Genomic DNA, 26,699 nt, shown 5'->3' with positions numbered 1-26,699 from the left:
CGCCAGCAGCCCGGCCAGGTGCTCCTCGGTGGTCTCGGTGACCTCCGGCCGCGGTGCGGCCCGGTCCGCGGAAAGCACCCGCTGCACGGGGGTTCCGGCGGACTCGGGGAAGACGGTGCGGAACACCTCGTGCCGCGCCACCAGGTCGCCCAGCGCCGCGGTGAGCGCGTCCCGGTCCAGGGCACCGGTCATCCGCAGGGCGATCGGCAGGTTGTACGCGGAGTCGGCCGCGCCGTCGAAGCGGTTGAGGAACCACAGCCGCCGCTGGGCGAACGACAGCGGGATGTCGTCCGGGCGCGGCATCGGCGCGAGCGCGCGGCGGCCCGCCCCGGCATTGGTGAGGTACGCGGTCAGCCGGGCCACCGTGGGCGCCTCGAAGACGGCGCGGATCGGCAGCTCAAGACCGAAGGCCGAGCGGATCCTGCTGACCAGCCGGGTGGCGAGCAGCGAATGCCCGCCCAGGTCGAAGAAGTTGTCGTGCACGCCGACGTCCGGCACTCCGAGCATGTCCGCGAACAGGTGGCACAGCACCTCTTCCCGCGGGGTGCGCGCGCCGGCCGCGCCCGGCCCGTCCCGCCGGTCCGCCGCCGGAGCGGGGAGTGCGGCGCGGTCCACCTTGCCGTGCGCGGTCAGCGGCAGCTCGTCCATCGTCAGATACGCCTGCGGCACCATGTACTCCGGCAGCCGTCCGGCCACGTGCCCCGCGAGGTCGGCGGGGGCGCAGGGCGCGGCGCCGGGTGCCGGGACGAGATAGGCCACCAGGCGCTGGTCGCCCGGCCGGTCCTCGCGCACGATCACCGTCGCGCCGGCGACGGCCGGATGCGCGGCGAGCGCCGCCTCGATCTCGCCCAGCTCGATCCGGAAGCCCCGCAGTTTGACCTGGTCGTCGCCGCGGCCCACGTACACCAGCTCCCCGGCCCGGTTCCACTTGGCCAGGTCGCCGCTGCGGTACATCCGGGCGCCGGGCGGTCCGTACGGGTCGGCGACGAACCGCTCCGCGGTCGGCGCCGGCGCGTGCAGATAGCCGCGCGCCAGCCCCTCACCGGCCAGATACAGCTCCCCGGTCACGCCTTCGGACACCGGTTCGAGCCCCGCGTCCAGCACATACAGCCGGGCGTTGGCCTGCGGCCGCCCGATGGGCACCGGCCCGTCCGGCAGCGGTGCCCCGGGGGCGAGGCGGTACTCGGCGCAGTTCACGGTGGCCTCGGTCGGCCCGTACACATTGCGCACCGTCACGTCCGGGTGCCGCTCGCGCCATTCGCGCAGGCTGGAGCCGAGCAGCGGCTCGCCGCCGAGCAGCAGGTCGCCGGAGGGCGAGTAGCCGTCGGGCAGCGCGGTGAGCAGCGGCAGATGGCTCGGGGTGGCCTTGAGGAACGTGACGGGCGCCGCGGCGAGCCCGGCCTCCTCCTGCGGCACCGGTTCGCTGAGCGAGGCGAGGTTGACGCGGCCGCCGACCAGCAGCGGTGTGTACAGGCCGGTGACGGTCAGGTCGAACGAGGCGGGCGAGTGCACCAGCGCGACCCCGCGCGCCGATGCGTATTCGGCGGTGGTGTGCGCCAGGTAGTCGGTGAGTGAGCGGTGCTCGACCACCACGCCCTTGGGCCGCCCGGTGGAGCCGGAGGTGTAGATGACGTACGCCGCGTCCCGCATGGACAACGGGCGGCCGCGCTCCGCGTCGGTCACCGGCCCGCCTTCGCAACGCTCCAGTGCCGCCGCCGTCTCCGGCGCGTCCAGTAGGACCACGGGCGCGGCGCACTCCGGAAGCCGCGCCGCGGTGGCGGTGTCGGTGAGCACCACCGCGGGCGCCGCGTCGCCGAGCACGAAGGCGATGCGGTCGGCCGGGTTGCCGGGATCGATCGGCAGATACGCGGCACCGGAAGTCACCACGCCGAGCAGGGCGGTGACCAGCCGCGGTGTCCTGGGCAGCGCGACCGCGACCAGCGTGCCGGGTCCCGCGCCGGCCGCCATCAGGTGGCGGGCGAGCCCGCCCGCGGCGGCCGCCAGTTCCGCGTACGTCAGCGTGAGCGGGCCACGCACCACCGCGGGCGCGTCCGGGGTGCGCGCCGCCTGGGCGGTGAACAGCTCCGGCAGGGTCGCCGCGGGCACCTCCATGGCGCGGCCCGCCGCGTACCCCGACACCAGCCGGTCGCGCCGCTCGGCGGGCAGCATCGCCAGGCGGTCGACGGGCCGGTCCGGGTCGTCCGCGGCGGACCGCAGCACCCGGGCCAGGTATGCGGCGAAGTCCTCCGCGGTGGCCTGGTCGAACAGGTCGACGCTGTACTGGATGTCGCCCTGGAGCCCGGCGGGGCCGCCATCGGCGTCGTATTCCTCGGAGAAGCCGAAGGCCAGGTCGAACCGGGCCGCGCCGAGGTTGACCACGTACGAGCTCACCTCCAGGCCCCGCATCTCACTGGCGTAGTCCGGCAGGTTCTGCAGGTTCAGCAGCACCTGGAACAGCGGGTGCCGGGCCAGCGAACGAGGCGGGTTGACGGCCTCCACCAGCCGCTCGAACGGCACGTCCTGGTTGCCGTAGGCACTCAGGTCGGTCTCCCGCACCCGGTCCACCAGCTGACGGAACGTCGGGCGTCCGGAGGTGTCGGTGCGCAGCACCAGCATGTTGGTGAGGAATCCGACCATGTCGTCGAGCGCCTCGTCGGTGCGGTTGGCGATCACGCTGCCGATCGGGATGTCGGTGCCCGCACCGACCCGGTGCAGCATCGAGGCGAGCCCGGCCTGCAACACCATGTACAGGCTCGCGCCCGTCTCCTGGGAGAGCGCCAGCAGCTTCCGGTGCAGCTCCGCGTCCAGCCGGTAGTACACGGGCATGCCGCGGTGGCTCGCGACCGCCGGGCGCGGACGGTCCACCGGGAGCGCCAGCTCCTGCGGGAGCGCGGCGAGCTGCTCCTGCCAGTAGCGCAGCTGCCCGGAGAAGACGCTGTCCGGGTCGTCCTCGTCGCCCAGCACCTGCTGCTGCCACAGCGCGTAGTCGGCGTTCTGCACCGGCAGCGGCTCCCACCGCGGCGCCCGCCCGTCGCAGCGCGCGGCGTAGGCGGTGGCCAGGTCGGTCGCCAGCGGCCGCATCGACCAGCCGTCACCGGCGATGTGGTGCAGCACGAACAGCAGGACGTGGTCCTGCTCCGCCAGGCGGAACAGCGACACCCGCAGCGGCACCTCGGCCGTCAGGTCGATACCGCGGCGGACCTCGGCCTCCAGCCGCTCGTCCACGTCCCCGGGGTCGGCCGCCACCACCGCCAGGTCGGGCCGCGCCTCGTCCGCGGACAGGATCCGCTGGTAGGGCACGCCGTCCCGCTCGGGGTAGACCGTCCGCAGGCTCTCGTGCCGGCCGACGAGGTCGCCGAGCGCGTCCGTGAGCGCGGCCTTGTCGAGCGGGCCCCGCAGCCGGATCGAGATCGGCATGTTGTACGTGGCGCTCTGGCCGTCGAACCGGTTGATGAACCACAGCCGCCGCTGGGCGAACGACAGCGGGATGTGCTCCGGCCGCGCCATGGCCCGCAGCGCGCTGCGCCCGGCGCGGGCGTCGTCCAGCCGGGCGGCGAGCGCCTCGGCCGTCGGCGCGTCGAACACCGCCCGGATGGGCAGCTCCACGCCGAAGGCGGCCCGGACCCGGCTGACCAGGCGGGTGGCGAGCAGCGAGTCGCCGCCGAGGGCGAAGAAGCTGTCGTCGACGCCGACGTCCGGCCGCCCCAGGAGGTCGACGAACAGGCCCAGCAGCTGCTCCTCGCGCGGGGTGCGGGCGGCCCGGCCGGAGACGGTGACCTCGGGCGCGGGCAGCGCCGCGCGGTCGACCTTCCCATTGGCGGTGAGCGGAAGCCGGTCCAGGGTGACCACGGCGGAGGGCACCATGTAGTCCGGCAGCTCGTCGGCCAGCCGACGGCGCACCGCCTCGGCGTCGAGGGCCGCGCCGTCGGCGGGCACGAGGTAGGCGATGAGCCGCTGCGGGCCGTCGGCGGCGCGGCGTGCGACCACCGCGGCCTGGGCCACCCGCGGCAGCCGGGAGACGGCCGCCTCCACCTCGCCCAGCTCGATGCGGAACCCGCGGATCTTGACCTGGTCGTCGGCGCGACCCGCGAACAGCAGTCCGCCCTCCGGTGTCCACCGCACCAGGTCGCCGACCCGGTACATGCGGGTGCCCGGCGGGCCGAACGGGTCGGCCACGAACGAGGCGGCGGTCAGCCCCGGCCGGCCCCAGTAGCCGCGCGCGAGCCCCTCACCGGCGATGTACAGCTCGCCGGTGACCCCGGTCGGCACCGGTCGCAGCATGCCGTCCAGCACGTAGACGCGCATGTTGTCCATCGGGCCGCCGATCGGCACGGTGCCGGCGGGCGGGGTGGCGGCGTCCATCCGGTGGAAGGTGGCGAAGCTGGTGGTCTCGGTCGGACCGTAGGTGTCCTTGAACACCATGCCGGGGAAGCGGTCCAGCAGCCGGGCGACCGAGGCGGCGGGCACCACGTCGCCACCCGCGAGCAGTTCGCGCACCGGCGCCAGGCACTCCAGGTCCTCGTCCACCACCAGCCGGAACAGCCCTGCCGTCAGATGCAGCGCCGTCACCCGGTACTCGCTCAGGAGCCGCCCGAGGGACGCCACGTCCAGGTCCTCCGGCGGTGCGAGCACCACCTGACGGCCCCTCAGCAGCGGCATCCACAGTTCGTAGTTGGAAGCGTCGAAGGCGTGCGGGGCGTGCAGTAGCACCCTGCCGTGGGCATCCCCGGCGAAGCACCGGTCGAGCGCGAACGCCAGCAGGTCACGGTGGGTGACTGCCACGCCCTTGGCCCGACCGGTGGAGCCGGAGGTGTACATGATGTACGCGAGCTGCTGCGGATGGCCCCCGGCTCCCGGGTCCTCGGCCGGCTGTTCGGCCAGCCGGGGCTCGTCGTCCACGACGATGACCGGACCGCCGGCCGGGGGCGCGTCGGACGCCGACGCGGTGTCGGTCAGCACCACCGCGGCGTCCGTTTCGGCGACGATGAGGGCCTTGCGCGCCAGCGGTGCCCGTGCGTCCAGCGGTACGTAGGTCCCGCCGGCCTTGAGCACGGCCAGCAGCGACACGACGAGATCCGGCGAGCGGCGCTGCAGCACGGCCACCCGGGAGCCCGCCGTCACGCCCGAGGCGCACAGCAGATGGGCCAGCCGGTTGGCGGCCGCGTCCAGCTCCTGGTACGTCAGCTGCCCGCCCTGCCACAGCAGGGCCGGCTCATCGGGCACCCGCGCGGCCTGTTCGGCGAATCGGTGCTGCACGGTGTCCGCCAGGGCGGGTACCTCGACGGCGGTGTCGTTCCACTCGGTCAGCAGCCGCGCGTGCTCGGCCCCGGTCAGCAGCCGCAGCCGCGACAGCCGCCCGCCGGGCGCGTTGGCGAGCTGGGAGAGCACCGACGTCAGGCGCTCCCACAGCCCCGCCACGGACTCCGCGTCGAACAGCGACGAGCGGTAGTGCAGCCGTCCGGTGAGCTCCGGGCCACCGGACGCGTCGGCCAGGACCACCGCCAGGTCGAACTTCTCCACGCCCAGGGCCGCGTCGTCCGGACGCACCACCAGACCGGGCCACCGCGCGGTGCCCCCACCGCTCCGTACGGTCAGGGCGACCTGCGCCAGTGGATGGCGCGAGGCGATCAGGTCCGGCTCCAGACGGCGCAACAGCCGCTCGAACGGGACCGGGTGGCGCCGGGCCTCGGCGGCCGCCCGGCCGACGCGGGCGATCAGGTCGGCCACCGTCGGATCACCGGAGGTGTCGACGCGCAGGACGGACAGATGCGCCCCGAAGGCCGCGGGGCCGGTCTCCCCGGCGGGGTGGGACAGGGTGGCGACGGGCACGTCATGGCCGGCCCCGAGGCCGCCGAGCACCAGGGCGAACGCGGCGCGCAGCACCGTCTCCAGGTCGGTGCCGGCCCGCTCGGCCAGCGCGGTGAGGCGCTCCCGTGCCGCGCCGCCCAGCCGGATGGGCACACCGTGCGAGGGCTGGGCGTCCACGGCCGGGCGCGGCCGGTCGGTGGCCAGCGGCAGCTCCTCGGGCGCGCCCGCCAGGTGTCCGGCCCACCACTCGAGGGCCCGCTCCTCCCGGGCCCGGTCCGGTTCCGGCTCCGCCTCCCAGCGCAGCGGTTCGCCGCCGGCCCGCGCCCGGTAGGCGGCCGCCAGGTCGCGCAGCAGCCGTCCGCCCGCCCAGTCGTCGCCCGCGATCCGGTGCACCACCGTCACCAGGACGGCTTCGCCGCCGCTGACGCGGAACAGTGCGAACCGCACCGGCAGCCGGGTGGCCAGGTCGAATCCGCCGGCCGCCTCGGCGGTCACCGCCGCCTCGTCGAAGTCGGCCACCGTGAGCGGTACGCGCACGCTCGACGGCGGCAGCACCGCACCGCTCGGCTCGCCGTCACGCTCGGGGAAGACCGTACGCAGCGCCTCGTGCCGGGCCAGCACATCGTGCAGCGCGCCGCGCAGCGCCTCCTGGTCGAGGTCGCCGGTCAGCCGCACGGCGAACGGCACGTTGTGGGTGGCGGCCCGGTGTTCCTCGAAGCGGTTGATGAACCACAGACGGCGGTCCGCGCGGGAGACCTCCACCGTGCGGGCCCCGGCCGCGGACGCCGTGTCATCCCGCGGCAGCGCGGCTATGATCCGGGCGGTCAGCGCCTCGACCGAGGGTGCCTCGAAGATGACGCGGATCGGCACGTCCACCCCGAAGGCCGAGCGGATCCGCCCGGCCAGCCGGATCGCGAGCAGCGAATGACCGCCCAGCTGGAAGAAGTCGTCGTCGACACCGACCTCGGGTGCGCCGAGGACATCGGCGTACAGACCGCAGACGATCTCCTGCTCCGGCGTCGAGGGCGCGCGCCGGGCGCCCTGCGCCGCCGGTGCCGGCAGTGCGGCCTTGGCCACCTTGCCGTTGCGGGTCAGCGGAAGCTCGTCGAGTACGACGAGGGCGGCGGGCACCATGTAGCCGGGCAGCCGCTCCGCGACATGCTCGCGCACCTCGTCCGCGCCGGCCCCCTCCAGCACCACGTACGCCACCAGGCGGCGGTCGCCGGGGCGGTCCTCGCGGACGGTGACGACCGCCTGCCGCACCGCGGCGTGGCCGTGCAGGGCGGACTCGATCTCACCGGTCTCGATGCGGAAGCCACGGATCTTGACCTGGTCGTCGGCCCGCCCGGCGAAGGTCAGCTCCCCGGCGTCGGTCCAGGCCACCAGGTCGCCGGTGCGGTACATGCGCTCCCCGGGCGCGCCGAACGGGTCGGCGACGAACCGCTCCGCGGTCAGCGCCGCCCGCCCCAGATAGCCCCGGGCGAGCCCCACCCCGCTCAGATACAGCTCGCCCACCCCGCCCACCGGCACCGGCCGCAGCGCCTGGTCCAGCACATAGGCACGCGTGTTGTCCAGCGGGGTACCGATGGATGGCGCGGCGCCGGCGGGGGTGAGCCCGTCGGTCATGGTGGCGGCGACCGTGGCCTCGGTCGGCCCGTACGCGTTGACCATGTGGCGCCCGGGGGCCCAGTCGGAGACCAGTTCGGCCGAGCACGCCTCGCCGCCCACCATCAGCCCGCGCACCGTGCCGAGGCTGCCGGCCGGCATCATCGACAGCGGCGACGGCGGGATCATCAGATGGGTGATCCGCCGCTCGTCGAGCAGCGTGGCCAGGTCGGGGCCCGGCGTGAGGCGCTCCTCGGGCGCGCACACCAGGGTGGCGCCGGTGAAGAGGGCCTTGGACAGCTCCCAGAACGAGGCGTCGAAGCTCGGGGAGACGAACTGCAGTACCCGGTCGCCCGGCCCCACCCGGTGCTTACGGCGCTGTACCGCGACGGCGTTGGCCAGACCCAGATGGCTCACCACGACGCCCTTGGGGCGCCCGGTGGAGCCGGAGGTGTAGATGACGTAGGCGGGGTGCAGCGGGTGCGGCGGTGCCGTGCGCTCCCGGCCGGTCAGCGGGGTGCGCGGGGTGTCCGCCAGCGCGGCGCCCAGCCGCGGGTCGTCCAGCGGCAGCACCTCGGCGGCGCCGGTGGCGGGCAGCGTCCGGGCGGCGCCGGTGGTGGTGAGCACCGCCGCGGGCCGCGCGTCGTCCAGGAGGAAGGCGATGCGCTCGCGTGGGTAGCGCAGGTCCACCGGCAGGTACGCGGCCCCGGCCTTGGCCACCGCGAGCACCGACAGCACGAACTCGATACCGCGCGGCAGCGCCAGGGCCACGACCCGTTCCGGCCCGATACCGCGGGCGGCCAGCTGGCGGGCCAGCTGATTGGCCCGCGCGTCCAGCTCCCCGTAGGTGAGGGTGGTCGACTCGTACTCGACGGCGACGGCCTCCGGGGCGCGGGCGGCCTGGGCCTCGAAGAGCTGGGCGAGGGTGGCCGGTTCGACGGGTCGGCGGGTGTCGTTGAACCGCACCAGCAGCCGCTGCCGCTCGGCCGCGTCCAGCAGGTCGAGGCGCCCGACCAGCTGCTCCGGCTCGGCCACGAGGGTTTCCAGCAGCCGCCGCGCCCGGTCCAGCAGGGCCGCGGTCTCCTCGGCGCCGAACAGGTCGGGCTGGTAGCTCAGCCGCAGGTGCAGCCGCTCCCCGGGCAGCACCATGAGCGCGATCGGATAGTGGCTGTAGTCGGTGCCCTCGGACTCCAGGACGCGCAGCCCGGTGCCGGGCAGGCTCTCGGCGTTGTGGTCGACGGGGAAGCTCTCGAACACCGTCATGGTGTCGAACAGCTCGGCCCCGCCCGCCAGCCGCTGGATCGCGGCGAGCCCCAGGTGCTGGTGCGGCAGCAGCTCCGTCTGCTCGGCCTGGACCCGTACCAGCATGTCCAGGAAGGACTCGCCGGGATCGATGCGCACCCGCACCGGCAGGGTGTTGAGGAACAGGCCGACCATGTTCTCCACACCCGGCAGCTCCGGCGGGCGGCCGGACACGGTGGTGCCGAAGACCACGTCACGGCGCCCGGTGAGCTGGCTCAACAGCAGCGCCCACACGCCCTGGACGACCGTGTTGAGGGTGAGCGAGTGGCGCCGGGCCAGCGCGGTGAGCGCGGTGGTCAGCGAACGGCTCAGGTCGAGGGTGGCCCGCTCGGGCAGCACCGCCATGCGGTCCGGCGCCACCGGCCGCACCACCATCGGCTCGGCGAGGCCGTCGAGCGCCTCGGCCCACGCCTGTTCGGCCGCGGGCCGGTCCTGCCCGGCCAGCCAGACGAGGAAGTCGCGGAACGGCGGGATCGGCGGCAGTTTGCTGTCATTGGTGCCGCCCCGCGCGTACAGCGCGAACAACTCGCTCAGCAGCAGCGGGATGGACCAGCCGTCCAGCAGGATGTGGTGGTGGGTGAAGAGCAGCCGGCAGCGCTCGGCACCCAGCCGGATCAGGGTGAACCGCAGCAGCGGCGGGCGTGCGAGGTCGAACCGGCGGGAGCGGTCCTCCTCCGTCAGCCGCGCCACCTCGGCCGCGCGCTCCTCGTCGGGCAGCCCGCTGAGGTCGTGCTCGGTCCAGGGGACCGGCACCTCGCGGATCACCAGCTGCACGGGCTGGGCGGAGCTGCGGTGCTGGAAGGACGTCCGGAGGTTGGCGTGGCGGCGCAGCACGGTGGCCGCGGCCGCCCGGAGGGCGTCGGCGTCCAGCCTGCCCTCCAGCTCGACGCTCAGCTGCGAGGTGTACAGGTCCACGCTGCGGTCGTCGTACAGGCTGTGGAAGAGCAGCCCCTCCTGCAGCGGGGTGAGCGGCAGGATCGCTTCGACTGCCGATGTGCTCATTCCGGCAACCTCCAGTCAGATTCGAGGAGTGAGAGTTCGTCATCCGAGAGCGACACCAGGGACCGGTCGATCGTCCCGTCGTCGGGCGGCGGTGGCACGCTCGGCGCCTGGGCCCCCGCCGGTGTGGTGTCGGTGGGTGTGTCGGCGACGGCCGCCATGGCCGCTGCCGTCTTGTGCCGGAACACATCACGGGCCGTGAGGACCACACCGGCGGCCCGCAGACGGCTGACGAGCTGGATCGAGATGATGCTGTCTCCGCCCAGGTCGAAGAAGCTGTCGTCGACGCCGACCGTGGGCAGGGCCAGGACCTCGGCCATCACCGCGCAGACCAGGGCCTCCTGCTCGGTGCGCGGCGCCCGTGAAGTGGAACTGACGCTGAACTCCGGCGCGGGCAGCGCCCGGCGGTCGAGCTTGCCGTTCACCGTCATGGGCAGCTCGTCGAGCGGGACGAACGCGGCGGGCACCATGTACTCGGGCAGCTGCTGCTCGGCGTGGGCGCGCAGGTCGGCCACGAGGGTGCCCAGCCGGCGTGAGCCGAGGGGGTTGTTGACGTGTGCGCCGGGCTCCAGACGGGTGGCGGGGAGGTACACATCGGTCAGGGCGGGTCCCTCGGCGCCGAAGACGGCGTCGAGCCGGCCCGGGGCGCCGGAGGCATAGGTGACCTGGACCGCCAGCCCGAGGCGGTCGGCCAGGGCGTACAGCGCCTCGGGGTCGACGCCCGGCTCCTCGGGGCGGTCCAGGGCCGCCGCGATCTCCTCCAGCGGACGCCCTTCGGTGAGGGCGTGCAGGGCTGCCTGCTCCCCGGCCAGCCGGGCGTCGGGGATGCCGGTGACCCGGACCGGCTCGCCGCCGTGCTCGGCCAGATGGTGTTCGAGACCGGCCAGGCCGGTGAGGTCCACGCCGTGGCGCAGCCGGTTGATGTCGCCGAGGCCGTGCGCGTCCACCGGACCGGTACGCAGCACCACATCGAAGCGGTGGCGGGTCAGCTCGTTGCCGCCCGCACCGCGCTTGACCCGTACGTCCACGGCCGTGTACGCGGGAATGTCGCGGGCGACGGCGGCGAAGTACTCGGGATCGACCAGGAGTTCCTTCTCCATCATGATCGCCTGCTCGACCGCCCGGGACACCGCGGCCTGATCCTGGTGCTCCGAGTGCTGCCGCAGCCGGATCGCGGTCTGGAAGGCACGCTGGGTACGCAGGTTGCGCTGGTCCCCGAGGAAGACCGCCCCGCCGGGCACGACGAGGCCGGACAGCGACTCCAACAGGTCTGTCAGATACACCGCATTGGGGAAGTACTGGGCGACGGAGTTGATGACCACGGTGTCGAAGAAGCCCGTGGGCAGCCCGTCCAGCTCATGCGCGGCGCCCACCCGCAGCCGCACCCGCTCGGCCAGCTCGGGCCGGGCGGCGACCTGTCGGCGCAGTACGCCGATGGCCTCGGCGGAGAAGTCGACGCCCCAGTACGCCTCGCAGTCACCGGCGAGCTTGGCCAGCAGCAGACCGCTGCCGACGCCGATCTCCAGCACCCGGCGCGGCCGCAGGGCCCGGATCCGCTCCACGGTGGCGTCCCGCCACTCCCGCATCTCCTCGATCGGGATGTCCTCACCGGTGTAGCTGCTGGCCCAGCCGCTGAAGTCCTCACCGAACTCCTCCGGCCGCTCCACGCCGTACATCAGGTCGTACACCTGCTGCCACTGGTCGATCTGCTCCTCGGCTGAGCCGCTCTCCTCCCGGGAGCCGTCCAGCGCGGGCACCACATAGGCCACCAGTTGCGGATCCCCGGGGCGGTCCTCGCGCACCGTCACCACGGCCTCGTCCACCTCGGGGTGGTCCCGCAGGGTGCGCTCGATCTCGTCGGTCTCGATGCGGTAGCCGCGCACCTTGACCTGGTTGTCGACCCGGCCGACGAACTCCTGCCGGCCGTCGGGGAGCCAGCGCACCAGGTCGCCGGTGCGATACATCCGCTCGCCCGGGGTGCCGAACGGGTCGGCGACGAACCGCTCGGCCGTCAGCGGCGCCCGGTGCAGATAGCCGCGGGCCAGCAGCCCGCCCGCGATGTACAGCTCGCCGGGGACGCCCACCGGAACCGGCTGCAGCCGCGAGTCCAGCACATACATCCGGGTGTTCCACGCGGGGCCGCCAAGGGTCACGACGCCGGGGCGCACCTCGTCACCCGGCGCGATCCGGTGGACGCTGCAGCCGACCGTGGTCTCGGTGGGGCCGTACTCGTTGTGCACGGTGGCGCGCGGGTTGCGGGCGCGCCAGTTGGCGAGTGCGGCGTCGGTCAGCGCCTCGCCGCCGATCACCAGGTCGTCGGCGGGGGAGAATTCCGGCGGCAGGGCGTCGAGCAGCCGCAGATGGGTGGGCGTCACCTTCAGGAACGACAGCGGGGCGGCGTCAAGCGCCTCGATGGTCCGCCGGTCCTCCTCCATCCCGGCCACGTGCAGGCGGCCACCGGAGAGCAGCGGCCCGAACAGCGCGGTCACCGTCAGGTCGAAGGAGATCGGCGAGTGCAGCAGCGCGGTGCCGCGCAGCGCCGGATAGATGTCCAGGGCCCAGTCCAGGTATTGCAGGACGGAGGCGTGGGCCACGGCCACGCCCTTGGGGCGACCGGTCGAGCCCGAGGTGTAGATGACGTACGCGACGTTGTTCCGGTGCGGCGGACGGCGCCGCTCAGCGTCGTCGAGGGCATGGCCGGGGCGCGCCGCGAGCTCCGCCCGGGTAGCGGGCGCGTCGAGGTACAGCCGGGGCCGGGCATCGTCCGCAGGCAGCTGGGAGGCGCCTTGCCCGGTGCAGAGCAGCAGCGTGGGCCGGGCGTCGTCGAGCATGAACCGGACGCGCTCGACGGGGTGGCGCGGATCGAGCGGCACATAACCCGCGCCCGCCTTGAGCACCGCGAACACCGCGACCAGCTGCTCGACCGACGCCGGAATCGCGAGCGCCACCAGCGTCTCGGGGCCGACGCCGCGCTCCACCAGCAGCCGGGCGAGCCGGTTGGCCTCCTGGTCGAGCGTGGCATAGTCCAGCGTGCGGTCGCCGCCGAGCAGCGCGGGGGCCGCCGGGGTGCGGGCCACCTGCTCCTCGAAGCGGCTGACCAGGGTGCCGGCGGGGGCGGGGCGCGCAGTGTCGTTCCAGTCGACCAGCATGCGGCGGCGCTCGTCCTCGTCCATGATCGCGAGCGCGTCCAAGCCGCGGTCCGGTTCCTGGACCGCGCTGCGCAGCAGCCGGATGAGCCGTCGTACGAAGCCCTCGACGGTCTCCGCGTCGAACAGGTCGGTGGCGTACTCCACGGACCCGTTCATGCCGGCGGGCGAACCGTCGGAGTCATGTGTCTCGGTGAAGCCGAACATGAGGTCGAAGCGGGCGACCTGCATGCCCACGAACTCCTCCTCGCCCCGCACCCCGGGCAGGTCCACCACGGGTGTGGCGTCGTTCTGCAGCCCGAAGGCCACCTGGAACAACGGGTTGCGGGAGGGATCGCGCTCGGGCTCGAGGGCGTCCACCAGCCGCTCGAACGGCATGTCCTGGTGCGCGTAGGCGGCCAGGTCGGTCCGGCGCACCCGGTCCAGCAGCTCCCGGAAGCCGGGGTTGCCCGAGGTGTCGGTGCGCAGCACCAGGGTGTTGACGAAGAACCCGACCAGGTCCTCCACGGCCTCGTCGGTGCGGCCCGCGATGGGGCTGCCCAGCGGGATGTCCGTCCCCGCCCCGAGCCGGGTCAGCAGGGCCGCGAGCCCGGCCTGGAGCACCATGAACACCGTGACCCCGCACTGGCGGGCGAGCTCGGTGAGCCCGGTGTGCGTCTCGGCGTCCACATGGAAGACCACATCGTCGCCGCGGTAGCCGGGCACGGCCGGGCGCGGGCGGTCGGTGGGCAGGGCCAGCTGCTCGGGCGCGCCCTCCAGGGCCTCGGTCCAGAACCGCAGTTGGCGGGCGAACGGGCTGTCCGGCCCGGCCTCCTCGTCCAGCAGCTCGTTCTGCCACAGGGTGTAGTCGCCGTACTGGATCGGAAGCGGTTCCCAGTCCGGGGCCTCGCCGTGCAGCCGGGCCGCGTAGGCGGTGCTGACGTCCTGGCACAGCGGGCCCATCGACCAGCCGTCACCGGCGATGTGGTGCACCACCACCAGCAGCACATGCGTCCGCGCGTCCAGACGCAGCAGCTCCACCCGCAGCGGCGGGTCCACCGCCAGGTCGAAGGGGCGGCGGGCGGCCCCGGTCAGCGCCTCGGCGACCCCGTCGGCGGCCACCGTGGTCACCGGCAGGTCGATCCGCAGCCCATCGGGGTCCAGAACACACTGCCGGGGGATGCCGGCCTCTTCGGGGAAGACCGTGCGCAGCGCCTCGTGGCGGGCCATGACATCGGCCACCGCCGCGCGCAGCGCGCCGGGGTCCAGCGGACCGTGGAGCCGCATCGCGATCGGCATGTTGTACGTGGCACTGCCGCCCTCGTACCGGTCGATGAACCACAGCCGCCGCTGGGCGTGGGACAGCGGCAGCACCTCCGGGCGGGGCATCCGGCGCATCGCGGGCCGCAGCGCCGCCGTCTCCCGACCGAACCAGGCCGCCACCCCGGCGACCGTCGGGCTGTCGAACAGAGTCCGCACCGGCAGCTCGGCCCCGAGCGTGGAACGGATGCGGCCGGCCAGCCGGCTGGCGAGCAGGGAGTGCCCGCCGAGGTGGAAGAAGTCGTCGTCCACACCGACCGCGGGCAGTGCGAGCACCTCGGCGAAGAGGGTGCTCAGCACCTGCTCCAGCACGGTGCGCGCGGGCCGGCCGGCCGCGGCCGGGGCCTGTGGTGCGGGGAGCGCGGCCCGGTCCAGCTTGTCGTTGGGCGTCCGCGGCCACGCGGTCATCGGCACGAACACCCGTGGCACCATGTGGTCCGGAAGCGCCGCGGCGGCGGTGGCGGCGGCCACGTCCAGGTCGGGGCCGGTGTCGTCCTCGGCCAGCAGATAGGCGACCAGACGCGGTTCGCCCGGCTGGTCCTCCCGTACCATCACGACGGCCTCGGCCACCCCCGGCGCCCCGGACAGGACGGCCTCGATCTCGGCGGGTTCGATCCGGAAGCCACGCAGCTTCACCTGGTGGTCGGCCCGGCCGAGGAAGTCCAGTTCGCCGTCGGCCCGCCAGCGCACCAGGTCGCCGGTGCGGTACATGCGCGCTCCGGGCGGACCGAAGGGATCGGCGACGAACCGGTCGGCGGTCAGGTCCGGGCGGCCCCAGTAGCCGCGGGCCAGTGGCAGGCCCGCGATGTACAGCTCGCCGGTGACGCCGACCGGAGCCGGGGCCAGCGTGGTGTCCAGGACCCGCACCCGGGCGTGCGGTACGGGGCGGCCGATGGAGGGGCGGCCGCCGGTCAGCGGGCCGCTGACGGTCGCGCAGACCGTGGTCTCCGTGGGACCGTACGCGTTGATCATGGTGCGGCCGGGGGCCCAGCGGGCGACGAGGTCGGCGCCGGTGGCCTCGCCCGCCACCACCAGGGCGGTCAGGCTGGGCAGTTCCTCCTCGCCCACCGCGCCGAGCGGGGTCGGCGGGATGGTGGCGTGGGTGACCCGGTGCTCGGCGATCAGTTCGGTGAGCGCGGGCCCCGGCAGCAGCCGGTGCTTGGGGGCGAGCACCAGGGTGGCGCCCGTCAGCAGCGCCATGCACACCTCCCACACCGAGGCGTCGAAGCTCGGCGAGGCGAACTGCAGCACCCGGCTGCCGGGGCCCGCGGCGAGCCGGCGGGTGTGCAGATCGGCGAGTGCGGCCAGCGCGGCGTGGGTGACGACGACGCCCTTGGGGCGACCGGTCGACCCGGAGGTGTAGATCATGTAGGCGGCGTTGGCGGTGACCAGGGCGCCGGCCCGGTCGGCGTCGCCGAGGTCGGTGTCGGACGCCACGGCGAGCGCGTCCGCCGCCGCCGGGTCGTCCAGGCACAGCCGTGGCAGCACATCGGCGGGCGGCAGCGGGTCCTGGACGGCGTCGGCGGTGATGACGAGCACCGGCCGCGCGTCGTCGAGCATGAACGCGATGCGCTCGTGCGGGTAGTCGGTGTCGACCGGCAGGTACGCGGCCCCGGCCTTCGCCACGGCCAGTACCGCGGTGATCCAGGCGACGGACCGGGGCAGGGCCACCGCCACGAACCGCTCGGGCCCGGCGCCCATCGCCACCAGGCGCCGGGCGAGCCGATTGGCGTGCCGGTTCAGCTCGTCATAGCTCAGCTCCTGGCCCTCCCAGCGGACCGCGCACGCCTGGGGCGCACGGGCGGCCACCCGCTCGAACAGCGTGGCCAGATGGCCGTCCGCCACCGGCTCGGCCGGGCCGCTGCCGGCCGAGAGCAGCGCCTGGCGCTCGCCGTCGGCGAGCAGGTCCAGCCGTCCCACCCGGGCCTCCGGCCGGGTGGCGAACGCGGACACCGCACGGGCCAGCCGGTCCAGCATGGCCCGCGCGCCCGTCGTATCCAGCACGTCGGGCTGGTAGGTAATGCGCAGTTCCAGCCGCTCCCCGGGGAAGGCGTGGAAGACGAACGGGTAGTGGCTGGCATCCGTGCTCTCGGCGGACGTCACCTCCAGACCGGCCGCGCCGAGGTCGGGCAGCGCCTGCTGCAGCGGGAAGTTCTGGAACGAGATGACGGTGTCGAACAGCTCGCGCCGCCCCGCGGTCCGCTGGATGTCGGCCAGCCCCAGGTGATGGTGGTCCAGCAGCCGCACCTGCCGCTCCTGGAGCAGCTTGGCCGTCTCCACCAGGGTCTGCTCGGGGCGCACCGCCGCCCGCACCGGGATGGTGTTGATGAACATGCCCAGCATGTCCTCCACACCGGGCAGCTGCGCCGGGCGGCCGGAGACGGTCGTGCCGAACACCACGTCGCTCTGTCCGGTGGCCCGTGCGATCAGCACGGCGAGCGCCGACTGCACCACCGTGTTGAGGGTCAGGCCGAATGTGCGGGCGGTGGCCGTCAGTGCGGCCGTCGTCTCCTTCGACAGCTCGGCGGTGAGCCGCTCCGGGACCATGACCGCGCCGGACCGCTCCCCCGGCGCCAGCAACGTGGCGTCCCCCAGACCGGCCAGTTCCTCGCTCCAGGCGCGCTCGGCCGCCGCCCGGTCCTGCCGGCCCAGCCAGGCCAGATAGTCCCGGTAGGCGAACGGCGGCCGCGCGCCGCCGCCACCGCCGTACAGCGCGAACAGCTCGGCGAACAGCATCGGCATCGACCAGCCGTCCACCAGCATGTGGTGGTTGGTGAACAGCAGCGCGCGACGGTCGGGGCCCAGCGTTACGACCGTGAAGCGCAGCAGCGGTGCGCTGCCCAGGTCGAAGCGGTGCCCGCGTTCCCGCTCCACCAGCCGCGCCAGCCGGCTCTCGCGTATCTCCGGCGCGCAGCCGGACAGATCCACCTCCGCCCACGGCAGCTGGACCGCGTCCACGACCACGCCGACGGTCTCACGCAGCCCGTCCTGCCGGAACTCGGTGCGCAACAGCGGATGGCGGCGGAGCAGCTCGTCCCACGCGGCGCGCAGCCGCGCGGTGTCCAGCGGGCCCCGCACCTGAAGGGTGAGCAGCGAGGTGTACAGGTCGACCTGGCCCTCGCTCAGCTGACTCTGGAACATCAGGCCCTGCTGCAGCGGGGCGAGCGGCACCACGTCCACCAGCTCGGGCCGGGCGGCCTCCAGCCGCTCCACCTCGTGCATGGACAGCGACACCAGCGGGAAGTCGGACGGGGTGCGGCCGCCCGCGCCGGGCCGGGCCGCGTACGCGGCGAGCGCCTCCACCGACCGCAGCCACGCCTGCGACAGCTCCCGCACATCCGCTTCGGACAGCAGCTCGCCCGCCCAGGTCCAGGTGGCCACCAGGGTGGAGCCCTCCGGCTGGTCCTGGGTGACCAGGGTGAGGTCGACGGCGTGCTCCAGCGGCATCCCCGGGTCGGCCCCGCCGAGCGGCCCGGCCGCGCCGATCGGCGCCCAGTCCTCCTCGGTCCGCCCGGCACCGAACCGGCCCAGATAGTTGAAGCCCCACGCGGCGCGCTCCAGCTCGGCCAGCGTCGCGGCGGTGCGCGGATTGAGGTACCGCAGCAGGCCGTATCCGGCGCCGTCGCCGGGGACGGCCCGGATCTGCTCCTTGATCCGCTTGACCGCCTGGCCGAGGGAGGGGCCGCCGGCCGCGACGTCCGCCCAGTCCAGCGGGCCGGGGTCGAGCCGTACCGGGTGCTGCTCGGTGAACCAGCCGACCGTACGGGACAGATCGGCACCCTCCAGCAGGTCGTGCCGGCCATGGCTCTCCACGTCCACCAGCGGACCGTCCGGGTGCAGGCCGCGGCGGCGCCGCCAGTCGGCGACCGCGACCGCGAACCCGGCCAGCAGCACCTCGTTCACCCCAGTGGCGAAGGCGGTGGGCAGCGTGGTGAGCAGCGGCGCGGTGTGCGCGGCGGGCACGGTCACGGTCAGCGTGCGGGCCGTGGCGGCCACGTCCCGGGCCGGGTCCAGCGGGCGGTCGGCCACCGGCAGGTCCGGGGTGCGCAGCAGCCCCGTCCACACCTCCAGCTCCCGCTCCACCTCCGGAGTGCGCGCCAGCGCGGCCAAGCCGGTGGCCCAGGTCCGCAGCGGGGTGCCGACCGGCGGCAGCTGGGGCCGCCGGCCGGCGGCCCGCGCGCGCCAGGCCAGGGCCAGATCCTCCAGCAGGATCCGCCAGGACACGCCGTCGACGGCCAGGTGATGGACGCTCAGCAGCAGCCGCCCGGCACGCTCGGGGCCGGGATCGAACCACACGGCGTCCAGGACGGTGCCCGCCGCCGGGTTCAGCCGGGCCCGCGCTCCGGGGAGTGCCGCGTCCAGCGCGGTGGCGAAGGCGTCCTCGTACGCGTCGGGGCCGCCGTCCGCTCCGGCCGCCGTGACCTCGGCTGTGGTCAGCAGTGGAGCGGCGGACACCTGGCCGGGTTCGCGCACGGTCAGCCGCCAGTCGCCGTCCCCGGCGTCCAGCCGCAGCCGCAGCGCGTCGTGGTGGTCGACCAGGTCCTGCAGGACCTCGCCGAGCCTGTCCGTGGTGGCGCCCGCGGGCACCGCCACCACGAACGCCTGGTGGAAGCCGTCGTTGAGGCCGCCGAGTTCGCGCTGCGCCGCGACGATCGGGGTGAGCGGCAGCTCACCCGGGGCCGACGGGTCACGGGTGGCGACCGGCCCGTCCGGGGTCACCGGTGTGGCCGCGGCTGCGAGGGCCGCAACGGTGCGGCGGGTGAAGACATCGCGCGGACTCAGGCCCAGCCCTGCCCGGCGGGCACGGCTGACCAGCTGGATGGAGATGATGCTGTCGCCGCCGAGGGCGAAGAAGTCGTCATCGGCACCGACCGCGGGCAACCCCAGTACCTCGGCGAACAGTGCGCACAGCGTGTGCTCGGCCGGAGTGGCCGCGGGCCGCGCGGAGGCCGCGGCGGCGAAGTCGGGCGCCGGCAGGGCGCCGGTGTCCAGTTTGCCGTTCGCGGTCAGCGGCAGCTCGGCCACCGGTACCACCGCGGCCGGGACCATGTACTCCGGAAGTGTCCGGGCGAGATGGTCGCGCAGCTCCGCCGGGTCGCAGGGGCCCGCGGCGGCGACGGCGTACGCCACCAGCCGGGTCACCCCCGGGGTGTCGGTACGGGCCACCACGGCCGCCCGGACCACCGAGGGGTGGCCGGTGAGCGCCGCCTCTATCTCACCGAGTTCGATGCGGTGCCCGCGGACCTTGACCTGTTCGTCCGCGCGGCCGAGGAACTCGATCTGCCCCTCGGCCGACCAGCGCACCACATCGCCGGTCCGGTACATCCGGCCGCCCGGGACGAACGGGTCGGCGACGAACCGGTCCGCTGTCAGCGCCGGCCGCCCGGCATAGCCGCGCGCCAGCTGCGGCCCGGACAGATACAGCTCCCCGGGGGCGCCCGGGGGCACCGGCCGCAGCGCGCCGTCCAGGAGGTACGCCCGTCCACCGCGCAGCGGCCGCCCGACCACGGGGTGTTCCGCGGAGGCCAGCGGAGCCGACAGGGCGTCGATCGTGAACTCGGTGGGACCGTAGAAGTTGTGCGCGGCGGTCGCCGGGGCGGCCTCGCGCAGCCGGCTCCACAGGCCAGGACCGAGTGCCTCGCCGCCGAGCATCAGCACCGAGGGCGCCGCTTCGGCCTCCAGCAGGCCCGCGTCCAGCAGCCGCGCGGCGTAGGAGGGGGTGATGTCGAGGAAGTCGACGCGATGCTCGGCGACGTACGCCACCAGGGCCCGTGGATCGCGGCGCGTGTCGTCGTCCACCACGTGGAGTTCATGGCCCGCGAGCATCCACAGCACCCCGTCGAAGGAGGTGTCGAACGACAGCGACGCGGTCATCGCGGCCCGGAAGCGGCGTCCCCCCGCGGCCGACACCGCCGGCTCGATCAGGTCGCGCCGGTGGGCCGCGAACAGGCTCACCAGGTTGCGGTGTTCGACTCCCACGCCCTTGGGCACACCGGTGGAGCCGGAGGTGTGGATGAGGTACGCCAGGTTCTCCGGCCGCACCGCGCCGCGGCGCTCCTCGTCGGCCAGGGGCTGCCCGGCCGGCGCGGCCAGTTCGGCCGCGGTCCGTGGGTCGTCGAGGACGACCAGGGGCGCGCCGGTGCGGGCCGGGGCCAGTCCGGCCGCGGTCACGACCGCGACCGGGGCGGTGTCCTCGATCACGAAGCGGATCCGCCCGGCCGGAAGCCCGGGGTCGATGGGCACGTATGCGGCGCCCGCTTTCAGCACCGCGAACATGGCGACGATCGCGTCCACGCCGCGAGGCAGCAGCAGCCCGACCGTGTGCTCGGGCCCGGCACCCCGGGCGGCCAGGAGCCGGGCGAGCCGGTTGGCCCGCTCCTCCAGCTGGGCGTAGGTCAGCGTGCCGCCCTCGCCGACCAGCGCCGTACGGTCCGGGGTGCGGGCGGCGGCCTCCGCCAGCAGTCCGCCGACGGTGCCGGTCGCGGCCGAGGCTGCCGCGCCCCGGCCCCAGCCGAGGACGGTGCGGTGCGTGGCGGGGTCCAGCAGCCGCACCCGGCCCACCGGCTGCTCCAGGTCGTCGGCGAGGCGCGCCAGGACCTGGTGCAGGCAGGACGCGACGGTCCGCACCTGCTCGGCGGTGAACACATCGGTGCGGTGGCCCAGGCGCAGCCGCAGCGCGTCGCCGGTCATCACCGCGATGCTCAGCGGGTAGTGGGTGTCGTCGCGGCCGTCGATGCCCGCCACCTGCCAGGCACCGTCGGCCGCCCGCGGCGACTCGGGCGGGAACGGATAGTTCTCGATCACCAGCAGGGTGTCGAACAGCTCGCCCACCCCACCCAGGCGCTGCACCGCCGCCAGCGGCAGATGCTGATGGGTGGTCAGCTCGGCCTGCTCCTGCTGCAACCGCTCCAGCAGGGCGCGCACCGGCTCGTCCGGGCGGAACCTCGCCCGCACCGGGAGGGTGTTGATGAACAGGCCCACCATCGACTCGACGCCGTCGACCTCCGCGGGCCGCCCGGCGACGGTGCCGCCGAAGACCACGTCCCGCGACCCGGTCAGGGCGCCCAGGACGATCGCCCACGCGCCCTGCATCAGGGTGCCCAGGGTGATGCCGTGGCGGCGGCCCGTGGCCTCCAGGGCAGCGGTGAGCGGTGCGCCCAGGTCCACGGCCAGTTCCTCGACCCCGCCGCCGGCGCGCGGGGCGTCCGCCGGGGCGAGCCGGGTCGGCCCCGGCAGGTCGGCCAGCGCCGCCCGCCACACCGCCTCGGCCGCCTCCCGGTCCTGGTCGCGCAGCCAGTCGAGGTATCGCTGGTACGGCACGGCCGGGGGCGCGGCCGAGCCGGCGTCCGCCCCTTCCGCGGCGTACGCGGTGCGGATGTCGCGCAGCAGCAGCGGCACCGACCAGCCGTCCAGCAGCAGGTGGTGGTGGCGGAAGACCAGGATGTGCCGGTCCTCGCCGGTGCGCGCCAGCAGGAACTGGAACAGCGGCGGCCGGTCCGGGGCGAACCGCGGCTGCTCGGCCGACACCCGCTCCAGCTCCGCCGTGCGCGCCCGCTCGTCCAGATGGCGCAGGTCGATCCGGCGCCAGGGCACCGTGAGCGCCCGGGGCACGAATTGCACCGGCGCCCCGGACCCGTCGTCCCAGAAGCCCGCGCGCAGCTGGGGGTGGCGGCGCAGTGTGGCCTCCACCGCCCGCCGCAGCCGCTCCGGGTCGACCGTGCCCTCGAGCGCGAAGCGGAACTCGACGGTGTACGCGTCCGGCTGCTCGGTGTCGTAGGCGGCGTGGAACAGCAGGCCCCGCTGGAGCGGGGCGAGCGGCAGCACGTCGGCGAGCGGACCCGTCTCGGCCGCCAGCGTGTCCAGCTGGTCCTGCGTCAGCCCGGCCAGGGGGACGTCGGCGGGGGTGAGGCCGCCGCTGCCGGGTCGGGCGGCATGAGCGGCCAGGCCGGCCAGCGCCCGGCGCCACCTCTGGGCGAGCGCCTCCAGCGCCGCCTCGTCCAGTACGCCGTCGGGCCAGGACAGCACGGCGGTGAGCTCCGGCCCGTCGGCCCCGTCCTGGGCCACCACGTCGACCTGCAGGGCGTGCGAGACCGGCATCGCCGGGTCGTCGCCCCCGCCGAACCCCTCCAGGCCCGGCAGCGGTGTCCAGGGCCGCCCGGGGACGGCCGCACCGAACCGGCCCAGGTAGTTGAAGAGGATCTGCGGGCGGGCCCCGTCGTCCGGCAGGGTTCCCGGCGGGGCCAGATAGCGCAGTACGCCGTAGCCGACGCCGCCGTCCGGGACCTCCCGCAGCCGCTCCTTGACCTCCCGCAGTGCCTGCCCGGCGGCCGCGCCACCCGCGGCGAACTCGTCGAAGTCCAGGGCGCCCAGGCCCAGGCGGACCGGGAAGAGGGCTGTCAGCCAACCCACCGTGCGGGTCAGGTCGGCCCCGTCGGCCACCGCGTCGCGGCCGTGGCCCTCCAGGTCCAGCAGCACCTCCGGCGCCGTGCCGCCGTGCTCGCGCCGCCAGTCGGCGACCGCGGCGGCGAACCCGGCCAGCAGCACCTCACGCGCCCCGGTGTGGAACGCGGCCGGGACGGTGGTCAGTACGGACTCGGCCGGGCCGGCGGGCAGCGTGACCGTCATCTGCCGCCGCGCCCCGGCCACATCGGCCGCCGGGTCCAGCGGCCGGGCCCCCAGAGTCGGCTCCTCGGCGGAGGTCAGCACCGCCCGCCAGTACGCCACCTCCCCGTCCCGGGCGCCGGTCGCCGCCTGCTCGGCCAGTAGCCCCGCGAAGCGGCGCAGCGAGGTGGCCGCGGATGCGGGCCGCGGATCGCGGCCCTCGCGCACCGCGGTGAAGGCGGCCGCCAGATCGGGCAGCAGGACGCGCCAGGAGACGCCGTCGATCACCAGGTGGTGGATGGCCAGCACCATCCGGCCGGGCCGGTCGTGACCCGCGTCGCACCACACCGCCTGCAGCATCGTTCCGGTGCGCGGGGCCAGCCGGTCCACCGCGGCGCGCACCGCGGGCGCGGTCGCACCGGCCGGCGTGTCGCCGTCGGCGAGCGGCATCCGCCGCAGGCGGTCGGCGGCCCGCACGGCGCCGGGCGGGGCGACGGCCAGCCGCCACGGGCCGTCGCCGTCGTCCAGCAGCCGGGCGCGCAGCGCGTCATGGCCGTCCAGGAGCGCCTGCAGCGCCGCGGTCAGCTCCTCCTGGCGCGCGCCGGGCGGGGTGGTGAACGTCATCACCTGGTGGTAGCGGTCGATGGCGCCGCCCCGCTCCTGGAGCCAGCGGATCACCGGGGTCGCGGGCAGCTCCCCTGTGCCGTCGTCGCCGTCACCGCCCTGGGCCGCGCCACGTTCGGCCACCGCCGCCAGCGCCTCGACCGTGCGGCACCGGAACACCTCACGCGTGGTGAACCGCAGCCCCGCCCGGCGGGCCGCGCCGACCAGCTGGATCGAGACGATGCTGTCGCCGCCCAGGGTGAAGAAGTCGTCGTCGGCGCCGACCCGCTCCAGGTTCAGCAGCTCGGCGACGATGTCGCAGAGCACCCTCTCCTCTTCGGTGCTCGGCCGCCGCCCCGACGCCTCACCACCCGGGTCGGGGGCGGGCAGCGCGGCGCGGTCGACCTTGCCGTTGACGGTCAGCGGAAGCGTCGGCAAGGTCACGAACGCGCCGGGGACCATGTAGTCCGGCAGCGCCGCCACGGCCCCGGCGCGCAGCGCCGACACCTCCGGTGTCGCACCGGAGGCGGGCACCACATAGGCCACCAGCGTGGTCTGTCCGGGCCGGTCCGTCCGGGGCACCACGGCCGCCTGCGCGACCCCCGGCAGATCCGCGAGGACGGCGGCGACCTCGCCGGGTTCGACGCGGAACCCGCGGATCTGCACCTGATCGTCGGCCCGGCCCAGGTATTCGAGCGCGCCGTCCGCGCGCCGCCGGGCGAGATCGCCGGTGCGGTACATCCGCTCGCCCGAGCGGCCGAAGGGCGCGGCCACGAAGCGGCTCGCCGTCATCCCGTGGCGGCCCAGGTAGCCGCGGGCGAGGCCGGGACCGGTCACGTACATCTCGCCCACGGCACCCTCGGGCACCGGCTGGAGCGCCTGGTCGAGCACCAGCACCCGAAGGTCGCCGAGCGGGCCGCCGATGAGGCTGCCGGACGCGCGGGACGCCGTGGCGCGGTCGAGTCCGAGATGGGTGACATGGACCGTGGTCTCGGTGATTCCGTACATGTTGGACAGCGCGGGCGCGTCCTCGGCGCGGTGGTCGTACCAGGCCTCGAGCCGCCCCAGGTCGAGCGCCTCGCCGCCGAACACCACGTGGCGCAGGGCCAGGTGGCGTTCGGGCCGCTCCCGGTCGGCCTGGATGAGCGGGTAGAAGGCCGACGGTGTCTGGTTCAGGATCGTCACCCGCTGCTCGGCCAGCAGGTCCAGGAAGTCCTCGGGGGAGCGGGAGACGTCGAACGGGACGACCACCAGCCGCCCGCCGTGCAACAGCGGGCCCCACACCTCCCACACGGAGAAGTCGAAGGCGAACGAGTGGAACATGGTCCACACGTCCTCCGGGCCGAACGCGAGGTGCTCGGCGGCCGCGGTGAACAGCCGGGTGACATTGCGGTGGGTGACGACGACGCCCTTGGGCCGCCCGGTCGAGCCCGAGGTGTAGATGACATACGCCGGGCAGTCCGGCCGGAGCCCGGTCACGGCCGGGTCGGTCGCGGCCTCCCGGGCCATGGCCGCACGGACCTCGGGCGCGTCGACGACCAGCCGCGGCACCGCGTCCCCGGTGTGCGCGCCGACCGCGGCGTCCACCTCGGCGGCGGTCACCAGCAGCGCGGGCCGGGCGTCGCCGAGGACGAGGGCCAGCCGGTCGGCCGGGGCCGCGGGGTCCAGCGGCACATACGCGGCACCGGCCTTCAACACGGCCAGGATCGCGACGACCTGGTCGAGCGAGCGCGGCAGCGCGAGGGCCACCAGCCGCTCCGGGCCCGCACCGCGCTGGATCAGACAGTGCGCCAGCTGATTGGCCCTGGCGTTCAGTTCGCCGTAGGTCAGCGTGGTGTCGCCGCAGGTCAGCGCCGGAGCGTAGGGCGTACGCCGGGCCTGGTGCGCGAACAGTCCGGGCAGCGTGGCGGGCGCCTCCGGAGACGTCGTACGGGGGCGGGGCGCGGCCTCGGCAAGCGCACGGGTGCGCTCGTCGGGCGTCGTGATGTCCAGCCGGCCGAGCGGAGTGTCCACATCGGCGCGGGCCAGCCGCTCCAGGAGGTGCCCGAGCCGCTGCTGGTGCGCGGCGACATCGGCCTCCTCGTAGCGGTCGGCGTTGCCGTCCAGTTCGATCCTCAGCCCGGCGCCGCCGGGGCGGACGGAGACGACGACCGAGAAGTCGTCGGTGGGCCCGATGGACAGGTTGTGAACGGTGACGGGGCAGCCGCCGAATGCCAGTTCGGCAGCGAAGGACATGATGTTGACCTGCGGGCCGAACAGGGGCGTGCGGGCGTCGGGGCCGCCGTGCTCGCGGCGGAGGTCCTCGTAGCGGTACCGCTGGTGCCGCAGGATCGCGCGCAGCCGCCCGGACACCTGGCGCAGCGCCTCGCCGACGGTCAGCCCCGGACCCAGATCGAGCCGCAGCGGCAGCAGATTGGACATCATGCCCGGAGTCCGCTGCGGGGCGTGGCCGATCCTGGACGCGACCGGCACACCGAGGGTGACCTCGCCGGTCCCGGACATCCGCTGCACATAGACGGCGACCGCCGTGAGCACCGCGATCGGCCAGGGCAGCGCGGCCTCGCGCGCCACGTCCCGAAGCCGGTCCAGCTCGGGCGCTTCCAGCGTCATCCCGCGCCGCACCTTCTCCCGTGGCGGCGCGGGCGGTCCGGCGCTGAGCGACGCCGGCGCCGGTGCGTCGGCGAGCTCCCGCGCCCAGAACGCACGGTCGGCCTCGAACTGCTCCGACGCCCGGTACGCGGTGTCCGCCTCGACCAGCTCCGCCAGCGGGGGGAACGGCGTGCCCGCGGCCACGCCCTCGGTGCCCGCCGCGTTGTACAGCTCCGTGACCCGCCGGGCCACCGCGGCCACCGTGAACCCGTCGCCCACCAGGTGGTGGTAGTGGTGGAACCAGAAGAACCGATCCGGCGCCACGGCGAACAGCACGCATCCGAAGAGCGGGTCCCCGCCCAGGTCGAGCGGGGTACGCAGGCGCTCCCACATCGCCTGCTCGGCGGCGGCCCGGGGATCGGCCTCCCGACGCAGATCCACCACCGGCAGCGTCCAGTCGCCCACGGGCGTGATGACCTGCCGGGGCCCGTCGGGTCCGTCCACCACCCGCACCCGCAGCGTCTCGGCCTCCGCCAGCGTCCGCCGGACCGCTGCCTCCAGCCGCGCGGCGTCCACCGGGCCCGCGACCTCCAGGTACTCCCCGCCCTGGTAGGCGGTGCTGAGCGGGGCGAGCTGCTGGGCATGCCAGATGCCCAGCTGCGCGGCGGTCAGCGGCAGTTCCCGCCGCTCGCGGCCGTCCGCCGCCTCGCGCTCATCCGTGGCGCGCCCCGAGGTCTCGCTAAACAC

The 26,699-nt window shown here is 74.9% G+C and carries 2 protein-coding genes (1 of these 2 cut by a window edge); both read right to left on the bottom strand.

The annotated features are described in order from the left end of the window. A protein-coding gene (locus J2Z30_RS34640) for a non-ribosomal peptide synthase/polyketide synthase (RefSeq protein WP_052701242.1) crosses the window boundary here: on the bottom strand, positions 1–9,717 show its 5' end (the start). Its footprint begins 12,669 nt before the window's first position; the window shows 9,717 of its 22,386 coding nt (coding positions 1–9,717); the start codon lies at positions 9,715–9,717; its stop codon lies off the left edge, out of view. Beyond that, the gene (locus tag J2Z30_RS34635) at positions 9,714–26,699 is read right to left on the bottom strand and encodes a non-ribosomal peptide synthetase (protein ID WP_052701243.1); all 16,986 of its coding nucleotides are present in this window, start codon (positions 26,697–26,699) and stop codon (positions 9,714–9,716) included. Before J2Z30_RS34635 ends, J2Z30_RS34640 begins: the two co-directional genes overlap by 4 nt.

The sequence above is a fragment of the Streptomyces iranensis genome, assembly GCF_017874715.1.
Lineage (GTDB): Bacteria > Actinomycetota > Actinomycetes > Streptomycetales > Streptomycetaceae > Streptomyces > Streptomyces iranensis.
This window is presented reverse-complemented; position numbering and strand designations above follow the sequence as displayed.